Annotated in this window: 8 protein-coding genes and 1 pseudogene; 2 read left to right on the forward strand and 7 right to left on the reverse strand. The window is 63.2% G+C overall.

Annotated features, from left to right (window positions below; genetic code table 11):
* Positions 1–84: 84 nt before the first annotated feature.
* The 7 genes and pseudogenes from AB4N42_RS09990 to gap form a co-directional block, all read right to left on the reverse strand.
* Complete coding sequence (locus AB4N42_RS09990) at positions 85–1,431, reverse strand: CoA transferase (protein ID WP_407684225.1); 1,347 nt, start codon at positions 1,429–1,431, stop codon at positions 85–87.
* A gap of 56 nt (positions 1,432–1,487) precedes the next feature.
* Positions 1,488–1,913, reverse strand: coding sequence for a YbaN family protein (locus AB4N42_RS09995; RefSeq protein WP_030139372.1), 426 nt, complete (start codon positions 1,911–1,913; stop codon positions 1,488–1,490).
* Between the two features lie 133 nt (positions 1,914–2,046).
* Positions 2,047–2,637, reverse strand: a complete 591-nt coding sequence (locus AB4N42_RS10000) for a biliverdin-producing heme oxygenase (protein ID WP_460116137.1) — start codon at positions 2,635–2,637, stop codon at positions 2,047–2,049.
* A gap of 166 nt (positions 2,638–2,803) precedes the next feature.
* Positions 2,804–5,397 (reverse strand): annotated as a pseudogene (locus AB4N42_RS10005) (TonB-dependent receptor).
* Between the two features lie 120 nt (positions 5,398–5,517).
* A complete protein-coding gene (locus AB4N42_RS10010) occupies positions 5,518–6,480 on the reverse strand; it encodes a FecR family protein (RefSeq protein ID WP_030139369.1) in 963 nt (320 codons plus the stop codon).
* 105 nt (positions 6,481–6,585) lie between these two features.
* Positions 6,586–7,098, reverse strand: a complete 513-nt coding sequence (locus tag AB4N42_RS10015; protein ID WP_030139368.1) for an RNA polymerase sigma factor — start codon at positions 7,096–7,098, stop codon at positions 6,586–6,588.
* A 201-nt stretch (positions 7,099–7,299) separates the two neighbouring features.
* Complete coding sequence (gene gap, locus AB4N42_RS10020; RefSeq protein WP_003184623.1) at positions 7,300–8,301, reverse strand: type I glyceraldehyde-3-phosphate dehydrogenase; 1,002 nt, start codon at positions 8,299–8,301, stop codon at positions 7,300–7,302.
* 230 nt (positions 8,302–8,531) lie between these two features.
* Here gap and edd point away from each other — a divergent pair, with 230 nt between their 5' ends.
* The gene (edd, locus tag AB4N42_RS10025; protein WP_030139367.1) at positions 8,532–10,358 is read left to right on the forward strand and encodes a phosphogluconate dehydratase; all 1,827 of its coding nucleotides are present in this window, start codon (positions 8,532–8,534) and stop codon (positions 10,356–10,358) included.
* Positions 10,355–11,314: a glucokinase gene (locus tag AB4N42_RS10030; protein ID WP_030139366.1), complete on the forward strand. Its 960-nt coding sequence runs from the start codon at positions 10,355–10,357 to the stop codon at positions 11,312–11,314. Before edd ends, AB4N42_RS10030 begins: the two co-directional genes overlap by 4 nt.
* The last annotated feature ends 116 nt before the right edge of the window (positions 11,315–11,430 follow it).

An 11,430-nucleotide genomic window follows, 5' to 3' on the forward strand; every position in this document is an offset into this window, starting at 1 on the left:
CGCTCCCACATGGGGTTTGGTTGAAACAAAACCTGTGGGAGCGAGCGTGCTCCGGGAGGCGATCTGACGATGGCGATCGGGCGATCACCACTGTGCCCGGTGAGCCCCCAATTCCGCGGCCGGCAACGTCCATTGCAGCGGCGTTCCGGTGATCCTCAGCGGGACCTGCAAACGATGCGCCGGGCCCCACGGCGTCTGTTCCACCAGCAGCCCCTGGTCAGCCTCGTCTTCAGGGCGCAATGCAACCTGAGTGCCAGCGCCGCCGTCGATCAACAGCTTCGCCGTGCGCGCCAGCGACAGGCGTGCCGAGCCGCCATGGCTGGTGGCCAAGCGGCGGGCGACCAACACAATCGCGCTGGCCGCCATCAGGTAACCCGTCCCATGGTCCAGGGCCTGGACCGGCAGCGGCGTCGGCTTGTCGGCGTGTTTCCAGGCCATGCCGGCCTCGGCGATGCCGCAGCTCATCTGCACCAGGCTGTCGAAGCCGCGGCGGTGTTGCCAGGGGCCGCTCCAGCCGTAGGCGTTGAGGCAGACGTCGATCAGGCCGGGGGCCAATCGTTGGCGCTGCGTGGCGCCATAGCCCAGGCGTTCCAGTGCGTCGGCGCGGTAGCCGTGTAGCAGGATGTCGGCCTCCTTGAGCAGCGCCTCGAACGTTGCGCGGTCGGCGGGTTGCTGCAAGTCGAGGCGGGCGCAACGTTTGCCGAGGGTGACTTCCGGCACCACGCCGGGTTCGTTCCAGGTTGGCGGGTCGATGCGCAGTACGTCGGCGCCTAGGCCGGCAAGAAAACGGCTGGCAATCGGGCCGGCCAGCACGCGGGTCAGGTCCAGCACCTTGAGGCCCGCCAGGGGCTGGGCGACGGAGCCGAGCCAGGGCGCAGGCGAACCTTCGGCGTCGTCATCCAACTGAACGAGAGGCTCGGCATTCACCGCCAAGCCCTGCGGATGGAGTTGCCACGCCTGCCACGAGCGCATCTGTGCGGCGCAACCGCCGGCGTCGACCACGGCTTGCTCCAGGTCGGCCTTGTTCCAACGGATCACTTTGCTGGCCATGTCGGCGCGGTCGGCGCAGGCCCCGAGGACCTTTTCCGCCGCCTGGCGATGATGCGGCGCGTTGGTGTGCAGGCGGATCCAGCCGTCGGCGGTGGCATAGTCGCCTGCCACCGGATCCCACATCGGCGGTACGCTCCAGCGGATGGGTCGCAGGGAGGTGGAAAACCAGAACGAGGCCAGGCGCTGGTCGACTTCAAGCGTCGGCAGGCGACCGGTTTGTTGGTAGATGAGCTCGGCGACCGCTTGACCGGCCACACCGATGCTCGCGCTGGCCAGCTCCGTGACCGCGAAGGCCGAGGGCAGGGCGCCTTCGCCTGTGAAGGGGATCGGTGTCGTGGGCAAGCCGATGGCGGTTTGCATGGATGAGAGTAGGTCTGACATTTGGAAGCCCTCCTGAACCAGAGAGCGAGCATAGATCAAACGAACATCGGGGGTCGCTACGCCCGAGGCGTCGGACCGGCCCAGCGGGAGCAAGCTCCCTTGCCACGGTGTTCCGGGCGTGACCAGATCCAGAGATTGCCCAGGCCCATGCCCGCGAGCGCGAGGTAAACCGGCCAGTGGTGTTCGAGCACCAGCAGCATCAACCCTGCGCAGCACAGCATGCTGGCCGTTGCGGCGATCTTGGCCCGGCGCGGGATGACCTTGCCGTTGCGCCAGTTGTGCAGCATCGGTCCGAATAATCGGTGGCCCTCCAGCCAGGCACTCAGGCGCGGGGAACTGCGGGTCGCGGCCCAGGCGGCGAGCAGGATGAATTCAGTGGTCGGCAAGCCGGGCACGGCGATGGCCACCAGGCCGATGGCCAGGCTGGCGTAGGCGAGGAGGGCGAAGAGCAGTTGGCTGAGTTTCGAGGGCGTACGGCTCATGTATTTCTATCCGACAGGCGCTTGGCCCTGTGGGAGCGAGCTTGCTCGCGATAGCGGTGTGTCAGGCGACCAATAGGCTGGCTGGCAGTCCGTCATCGCGAGCAAGCTCGCTCCCACAGGGGATGGTGGGGATTCAAGTCAATTGCGCCGCGTAAGCCTGTTCCAGCAGCACGGTAAAGCGGTTGAAGGCGTCCAGCGCGCCTTTGTCCGCCTCGGCTTCCTGCTGTTCGGTGAAGGGCAACTCGTCGAGGGTCCGGGTGAAGGTTTTCCAGCCTTCGGCGCGGCCGCTCGCCGGTTCTGCCAAGTGGCGGGCTCCAAAGATTTCGTTCATTCCAAGGGTGACGGCGCGCTTGATCAAGAACGCAGCGCCAAGCTTGGAACCCTCGGAGACGAACAGCCAGCCGAGGGCTTCGGCCTGGGTCGGGTTCTTCACTGCGCCGGCCAGGGGAGCCGGCACTTCGGTGTCCAGGTCCGCGAGGTCGGCCTTGGCCGCTTCGGCGCGGCAGCGCGCGGGCAAATCGGCAATCAGCGCGGTCAGTTGCGTGTCGTTGTACAGCGCCACCAGTTCCGACTGGAACTGGTACTGGGCGACAACGAAGCGGGCGTAGCTGGCCTGGGTTTCGAATGGGGCGTGGGCCTTGACCAGCGCGTCGAGCCTGCCGTGAGGCTCGTGGGTGATCTGGTTCAGACGTTGGGAGCGGGTAACGGGGCGGTGTGTGGTCATGAAAAATTCCTTTGAGTGGAAGTTGTGGCGAGGGGATTTATCCCCGCTGGGGCGCGAAGCGGCCCCAAAGTCCGCTTCTTTCGGTCCCATTTTTGTTAGGGCTGCTGCGCACCCCAGCGGGGATAAATCCCCTCGCCACAGATAATTGTTTTGGCTGAACGCTGGATCAGATATCCCAGATCAGGTTGACCGCGAAGTTGCGCCCAGGCGCCGTGAGGCGATCGAGATTGGCCGGGTTCAGCACCGCCGCTTCGCCGACGCTGTCGTAGCCGCGCACGTCGTCCCACAGCCAGTACTTCTTGTCGGTGAGGTTGTAGAGGCCGCCGCTGACCGTGACGTCGTCGGTGACCTTGTAGTACCCGCTCAGGTCGACAATGCCGAAACCCGGCGTCTTGAATTGGCTGCTGACGCCATCAGGGGAGTTGAAGTTGCTGTCATCGACGCGGTCTTGCTTCTTCACCAGGGTCCAACTAAGCAAGGTGCCAAACTGCGCCTGGTCGTAACCCAGGCCGAACACGCCGGTCAGTGGGTTGATGCTGTTGAGCGGTTCGCCGGTGTCGTCGTTGCGGCCATGGAGGTAAGCCACCGAGCCTTGGGTGTAGAGCCCCCGTGGTGCGCCGAACATGTCCAGGTCCAGGCGACCCTTGGCTTCGATGCCCTTGATGGTGGCGTGCTTGATGTTGTTGCTCTGGAAGGTCAACCGGTCGGCGCCGGGGATGATGGCGTCCTCGTTGATGAAGTCGCGGTACTTGTTGTAGAACACCGCCACGTCGAACGAGCCGGAGTCGAAGCGGCCGCGCAGGCCGGTCTCGTAGCCCTTGCTTTTTTCCGGTTCCAGGTCGGGATTGGGTTTCACGCTGTAGCCAATACCCGCATTGTCGAAACGGCCATACAGGGCCTTGGCGGTCGGGGTGCGGAAACCTTCGGCGTACTGGCCGTACCAGGTGTATTGGTCGGTCAGGTCATAGGTCAGGCCGAACTTGGGCGAGACGCGATGCCAGGTCTTGTCCTGGCCACTGACCGTGCCGCTGCGGCGGTGGGGGCCACGGTGCTGAGGAATTCCTCGGTCAGGTGTGGCTTGAGCCGGGTGTGGTCGTAGCGCAGTGCTGGCGTGAAGGTCCATTTGTCCCAGCTGACCTGGTCCTGGGCGAACAAACTGTAGGTGTTGATCGTCGGGTCCGGGAAGTCACTGGCTTTTGCCAGCACGTCCCGCGTGCTGATCGCGCCGACGGCGGGGCAGCCCACGCCGACCGCCAGGCACACGCCATTGCCGCTGCGCGAACCGGTGACCTTTTGTTGCTTGAGCGTGGTGCCGTAGGTCAGTGCGTGATCGGTGTCAGCAATGCGGAATGACTTGTCCAGTTGCGCGTCGAACACCCACTGCTTCTCTTCGTAGAGCGTTTCTCGCGTGCGCAGTACCTGGCGCGTGATCGGGAAGTAGAATTCGGCGGTGCTCTGGTCGGTCTTGGCGACCTGGTGGTTCAGGCTCCACTTGATCGTGTCGGCCAGCAGGCTGTCGAGGTCGAAGTTGTGCTCCAGGCCGAAACGTTCGCGGGTGATGGTGTCGTTGCCGGTGCGCCACTGGTACATGCCGCCGGGCAGGATCGAGGCGGGAATGGCCGGTTGGCCGTTGGCGTACGGGCCGCCGTAGGCACTTTTCAGATCGATGTCGCGATCGTCCTTGTACTTCTCATACACCAGGCTCAGGCGCGCGTCATCGCTGTAATCCCAGCCAAGCTTGGCCAGCACGTTGTTGGCGCGTACGTCTTCGGGGTTGGCCGCGGTGCGGTCCAGTCCGGTGCCGTTGTTGCTGCCGTAGGATTCGGTCTCGTGGCCGTCGCGCTGGCTGTAGTGCAGCAGGCCGTCGAATGGCCCTCTGCGACCGGCGACGGTGGAGGACTTGAGCCAGCTCTCGTCGACAGAGCTGTAGCCGGTCTTCAGGCGTGCGCCGACGTCCTGGCCGGGCTTGATGATGTCCTCAGCGTCGAGGGTGAAATAACTGACGACACCGCCAATGGCGTTGCTGCCGTACAGCACCGAGGCCGGGCCACGGAGGATTTCCACGCGCTTGATGATCTCCGGGTCGACATAGTTGCGCTGGGTCTTGGCATAGGGACCGTTGAAGAAACCGCCGGGCACTTCCACGCCATCGACCTGGGTCAGGATCCGGTTGCCGTCGATGCCGCGGATGTTGTAGCCGCTGATGCCGCCACGCTGGCCTGCGCCGCCCACCGAAACACTGGGCTCGTAGCGCACCAGGTCCTTGATGGTGTTGACGTTGTTGCGATCGAGTTCCTGGCGATCATGGATGGAAACGGTGCTCGGTACGCTGGTGATGTCCTGTTCCTGGCGGGTGGCACTGATGGTCACTTGCTGCAAGTCCAGCACATTGCCGGCGCTGCGTTTTTCCAGAACGATGTTGTTATCGCCCAGTTTGCGGTAGCTCAGGTCGGTCCCCACCAACAAGCGCTCCAGGGCTTTTTCCGGCGGCAGAGAGCCGTTCACGCCCGGCGAAGCGACGCCTGCGGCCAGTTCAGCCGGCAAGCCGACTTGCCAGCCCGTCACCGTCGTGAATGCGTTGAGCGCGGAGACCAAGGGCTGTCGGGCGATGTTGAAGGTGTAGTCACCCATGTTGTGGGCGGGCGATTGCCCATTGACGGCGAAGGCTGCTGGTGCGGCACCGGCCATCAGGATGGCGGCGGTCAGTAATGACAGCGCGCGGGAAGGTGCGAGGAATCGGCAAGTAAGGCGAGAGGACATCGATAACGCTCCGTGTCGCATCTGTTATAGGTGCAGATCGGCATCGTGAAGATGCGAATCAATTGCATTGGCTATAACGAGACGAACCAGCGAAGGCTATCGAGTAAAAATAATTCTCATTTAGTTCAGGATCACCAGTGCCGGGAATTCCTGCAACCGCGCAGAGGTGATGTGCGCCAGGGAGCGGACCGCATCCAGCGGCTGGTCGAGGCGGTAATTGCCCGTCACCGCGATGTTGGCCAGACGTTCGTTGGTATTGATGATCCAGCCAGGGTAGTAGCGCCGCAGCTCGGCCAGGACTTGGCTCAGCGGCCGGTTTTCGAACACCAGCCGACCTTGTACCCAGGCCAGCTCGGTACCCGCATCGAGGCGTGTGGGGCGGTCGAAGCCGTTGGGGCCGATGCGGATGCTTTCTCCGGCCGACAACCGCACGTGGGTGTCGTACCGGGTGGCCCGCAGGTCGATGTCGCCGCGCTGCACCTGGACTTGGGCCACGCCGTCGAGGTAACGCACGGCAAATGTGGTGTCGCTGACGCTGGCGGTGACCGGGCCGGCATCAATTTCCAGCGGCAGGTTGCGGTTGCCTGGCACTTCGAAGAATGCCTCGCCCTTGTACAGGCGGGCCACATGCCGCTGTTCGCTGAACGTGCTGGAAAACGCCGAATCGGTGTTGAGCAGGACCTTGGAGCCGTCTTCCAATTGCAGGCGCTGGCGCTCACCGACCACCGTCAGGTGATCGGCTTCGAAGTGCAGGGGCAAGTCGCTGAAATTGAACAGGCCGAGAAACAGCACGGCGGCAGTTGCCAACGGTTTCCAATGGGCACGCAGGCGCGACAGCGCGGTGACTTTGGGCTGGTCTCGCAGTTGTCGGGCGCTTTCGATGACGTGCGGGCCATTCCAGATCGCCTGGGCCCTGGCGAACGCTTCGCCATGGCGAGGATCGGCCGCCAGCCAGGCCTGGAAGTGTTGGCGCTGCTCCTCGCTGGGGCTGTCGAGCAGGATCAACCAGTCCAGCGCCTGGTCCATGGCGTGGGCAGTGTCCTGTGCCTCGGCGGCTTCAGGTGGGCGATGGTTGTCCGTCACGGTGGATTCTCATTATTGGCGGCAGGCACACGCTACAAGCCGCAAGCGGTGGCTGGCAAGCTTGCGTCCAGCTTGCGGCCCGAAACGCCTGGCTTGTTGCTTGATTCATGGGTTGCGTTCGGCCACGCCCACGCAGATGGCCATGATCAGTTTCAATTCTTTTTGCACGGTACTCAGGGACACGTCCAATCGTTGCGCGATGTCTTGGTAACTGTGGCCATGCAGCCGACTGAGAATGAAGACCTGCCGTTGGCGCGGGCTGAGGGATTGCAGGCTGACGTTAAGGCGTTCGAGCATTCGTTCGGCATGGGCAGCGTCTTCGGCGCTGCTTTGGGGGGCGACCACATTGTTCACGACGTCCAACGGCACGTCATCGACCAGGGTCCGTGACTGGATTCGCCGCGCGCGCAAATGGTCCAGCGCCAGGTTGCGGGCGGTCTGGAAGACAAAGGGTTCGAGATGATCGACGGTGCGCTCGCTCAGGGCGCGGGTGACGCGCAAGTAGGTTTCCTGAAGCAAGTCTTCGGCGGTGCTCGGGTTGTTGACCATCCGCTCGAGGGTGCGCAGCAGCGGGGTACGCTGGGCGAGAAAGACGTGATGAAAACGCGATTGACTCACGGTAGGGCCCGATCCGGTTCGAGTAGATGATAATGCTTATCATCTGCGCGACGGGTCAAGCCTTCATTTCACCGATGTTGTAACCCTGTGGGAGCGAGCTTGCTCGCGATGACGGAGTGTCAGTCGCCATTGATGTTGACTGATACACCGCTTTCGCGAGCAAGCTCCTCCCACAGAAAAGCTCAAAAGCTGCTGGGGCGGTTACTCCGCGTTACACAACGCCAGGCAGTTATCCAGCATGCGGTTGGAGAAGCCCCATTCGTTGTCATACCAGGCCAATACCTTGAGCAGCTTGCCGCTGGCCTTGGTGTGGTTGGCGTCGAAGATCGACGACAGCGGGTTGTGGTTGAAATCGCTGGAAACCAGCGGCAGGGTGTTGTAGCCGAGGATCTTCGAATGCTGGCTGGCATGGCGCAGCAGTTCGTTGACTTCTTCGGCCGACGCTTCGCGCTTGAGCTGCACGGTGAGGTCGACCAGGGATACGTTGATCACCGGTACGCGCACGGCCATGCCGGTCAGCTTGCCGGCCAGTTCCGGCAGCACCAGGCCCACGGCTTCGGCGGCGCCGGTCTTGCTCGGGATCATGTTCTGGGTGGCCGAGCGGGCGCGGTAGGGGTCGCTGTGGTAGACGTCGGTCAGGTTCTGGTCGTTGGTGTAGGCATGGATGGTGGTCATCAGGCCGCTTTCGATACCCAGCTCGCGGTGCAGCACCTGGGCCACCGGGGCCAGGCAGTTGGTGGTGCACGACGCGTTGGAGATGATCTGGTGGGACTGGCGCAGGATGTCATGGTTGACGCCATACACGACGGTGGCATCGGCGCCCTTGGCCGGTGCCGAGATGATCACCTTGCGGGCGCCGGCGCTGATGTGGGCGGCTGCCTTGGCACGGTCGGTAAACAGGCCGGTGCATTCGAACACGACGTCGATCTTCTCGGCCGCCCAAGGCAGTTCGGCCGGGTTGCGGATGGCGCTGACCGAGATGCGGTCGCCATTGACCGTCAGGCTTTCGTGGTCGTGCTGGACGTCGGCATCGAAGGTGCCGTGCACGGTGTCGAACTTGAGCAGATGGGCATTGATTGCACTGTCGCCCAGGTCGTTGATGGCGACGATCTGCAAGTCGCGACGATAGCCTTGGGTATACAGTGCGCGGAGGACGTTGCGGCCGATGCGGCCAAAACCATTGATTGCGATTCGAAGAGTCATTAACTGCGCCGCCGTCGATTTGTTGTTGGAATTACAAGATTATTCGCATAAAAATAGAAAACAAGCCTTTTTAGTGGCAATATTTTGTTTTATCTACAACGAGCGACCTGAATCAACTGGTCCGATGGGTCAAAAACCGTTTGTCGCCCTGTCTTTCCTGCGGTGTACAAAGGCTTTTGAACCAGCATAGACAATCAGGTCGCCACACCCGTTAGCCTGGAGTTCTACCTATGCATCCCCGCGTACTTGAGGTCACCGAACGGCTTATCGCCCGCAGTCGCGCTACTCGTGAGGCTTACCTTGCACTGATCCGCGGTGCAGCCAGCGACGGCCCGATGCGCGGCAAGCTGCAGTGTGCCAACTTCGCCCATGGCGTGGCCGGTTGCGGCACGGAAGACAAGCATCACCTGCGGATGATGAACGCCGCCAACATCGCCATCGTGTCGTCCTATAACGACATGCTCTCGGCCCACCAGCCGTACGAAACCTTCCCTGAACAAATCAAGAAAGCCCTGCGCGAGATCGGCTCTGTCGGCCAGTTCGCTGGCGGTACGCCGGCCATGTGCGACGGCGTGACCCAGGGCGAGGCCGGGATGGAACTGAGCCTGCCGAGCCGCGAAGTGATCGCGCTGTCCACGGCGGTGGCGTTGTCCCACAACATGTTCGACGGCGCGCTGATGCTCGGCATCTGCGACAAGATCGTCCCGGGCCTGATGATGGGCGCGCTGCGCTTCGGTCACTTGCCGACGATCTTCGTGCCCGGCGGGCCGATGGTCTCGGGCATTTCCAACAAAGAGAAAGCCGACGTGCGCCAGCGCTACGCCGAAGGCAAGGCGACGCGCGAAGAGCTGCTGGAATCGGAGATGAAGTCCTACCACAGCCCCGGCACCTGCACCTTCTACGGCACCGCCAACACCAACCAATTGCTGATGGAAGTGATGGGCCTGCACTTGCCAGGCGCTTCGTTCGTCAACCCGAACACGCCGCTGCGCGACGCCCTGACCCGTGAAGCGGCGTTCCAGGTCACACGCCTGACCAAGCAGAGCGGCAACTTCATGCCCATCGGCGAAATCGTCGACGAGCGCTCGCTGGTCAACTCCATCGTTGCGCTGCACGCCACCGGCGGCTCGACCAACCACACCCTGCACATGCCGGCCATTGCCATGGCGGCGGGCATCCAGCTGACCTGGCAGGACATGGCCGACCTCTCCGAGGTGGTGCCGACCCTGAGCCACGTCTACCCGAACGGCAAGGCCGACATCAACCACTTCCAGGCGGCGGGCGGCATGTCGTTCCTGATCCGCGAATTGCTGGAAGCGGGTCTGCTTCACGAGAACGTCAACACCGTGCTGGGTCACGGATTGAGCCGCTATACCCAGGAGCCGTTCCTCGAGGATGGCGAGCTGGTGTGGCGCGACGGCCCGATCGAAAGCCTCGACGAAAACATCCTGCGCCCGGTGGCCCGTGCGTTCTCGCCGGAAGGCGGCTTGCGGGTGATGGAAGGCAACCTCGGCCGTGGTGTGATGAAAGTCTCGGCCGTGGCCTTGGAAAACCAGGTCGTCGAGGCGCCGGCCATGGTCTTCCAGGATCAGCAGGATCTGGCCGATGCGTTCAAGGCCGGTCTGCTGGAAAAGGATTTTGTCGCCGTGATGCGCTTCCAGGGCCCGCGCTCCAATGGCATGCCCGAGCTGCACAAGATGACGCCGTTCCTCGGCGTGCTGCAGGATCGCGGCTTCAAGGTGGCGCTGGTCACCGACGGGCGCATGTCCGGCGCGTCGGGGAAAATCCCGGCGGCCATTCATGTCAGCCCCGAAGCTTATGTCGGCGGCGCGTTGGCTCGGGTGCAGGAGGGCGATATCATCCGCGTCGATGGCGTCAAAGGCACCTTGGAACTGAAGGTGGACGCCGAGGAATTCGCCGCGCGCGAGCCGGCCAAGGGCCTGTTGGGCAACAACATCGGCACCGGTCGCGAGCTGTTCGGTTTCATGCGCATGGCTTTCAGCTCGGCAGAGCAGGGCGCCAGCGCCTTCACTTCTGCCCTGGAGGCGATTAATTGAAACTGGCTTTGGTCGGTGACATCGGCGGGACCAATGCGCGTTTCGCCCTGTGGAAGAACCACAACCTGGAGAACATCCAGGTGTTGGCGACGGCGGATTACGCCTGCCCGGAAGATGCCATCAAGGTTTACCTGAGCGGCATGGGCATGGCGCCGGGTGCGATTGGCTCGGTGTGCCTGTCGGTGGCCGGCCCCGTGAGCGGTGATGAGTTTCGCTTCACCAACAACCACTGGCGCCTGAGCAACCTGGCGTTCTGCAAGACGCTGCAGGTGGAGAAGCTGTTGCTGGTCAACGACTTTTCCGCCATGGCCCTGGGCATGACCTGCTTGCGTCCCGATGAATACCGGGTCGTCTGCCAAGGCACGCCGGAGCCGATGCGCCCGGCGGTAGTGATCGGGCCGGGCACCGGGCTGGGCGTCGGGACGCTGCTGGACCTGGGCGAAGGTCGCTTCGCGGCGCTGCCGGGGGAGGGCGGCCATGTCGACCTGCCGATGAGCAGTCCGCGCGAGACCCAGCTCTGGCAACACATCTACAACGAAATCGGCCACGTCAGCGCCGAAACCGCGCTGAGTGGCAGTGGCTTGCCCCGCGTCTACCGGGCGATCTGCGCGGTGGACGGTCATGAACCGGTGCTCGATACCCCTGAATCCATTACCGCCGCCGGCCTGGCAGGGGACCCTGTTGCGCTGGAAGTCCTTGAGCAGTTCTGCCGATGGCTGGGGCGCGTGGCGGGCAATAACGTACTCACGGTGGGTGGGCGCGGCGGTGTCTACATCGTTGGCGGCGTGGTCCCGCGGTTTGCCGATTTCTTCCTTGAGAGTGGCTTCGCCAAATCCTTCGCCGACAAGGGTTGCATGAGCGATTATTTCAAGGGTATTCCGGTCTGGTTGGTGACAGCGCCGTACTCCGGCCTGATGGGCGCGGGCGTGGCGTTGGAGCAGTCGACACACGCTTGAAGTTTGAAATACGACCCCCTGTGGGAGCGAGCTTGCTCGCGATAGCGGAGTGTCAGTCGCCATTGATGCTGACTGATAAACCGTTATCGCGAGCAAGCTCGCTCCCACAGGGTTTT

The organism is Pseudomonas sp. H2_D02, from assembly GCF_054677635.1.

Excerpts from the sequence above, each read along its gene's own strand:
- AB4N42_RS09990 (WP_407684225.1), bottom strand. The coding sequence starts at position 1,431 with ATGTCAGACCTACTCTCATCCATGCAAACCGCCATCGGCTTGCCCACG.
- AB4N42_RS09995 (WP_030139372.1), bottom strand. The coding sequence starts at position 1,913 with ATGAGCCGTACGCCCTCGAAACTCAGCCAACTGCTCTTCGCCCTCCTC.
- AB4N42_RS10000 (WP_460116137.1), bottom strand. The coding sequence starts at position 2,637 with ATGACCACACACCGCCCCGTTACCCGCTCCCAACGTCTGAACCAGATC.
- gap (WP_003184623.1), bottom strand. The coding sequence starts at position 8,301 with ATGACTCTTCGAATCGCAATCAATGGTTTTGGCCGCATCGGCCGCAAC.
- edd (WP_030139367.1), top strand. The coding sequence starts at position 8,532 with ATGCATCCCCGCGTACTTGAGGTCACCGAACGGCTTATCGCCCGCAGT.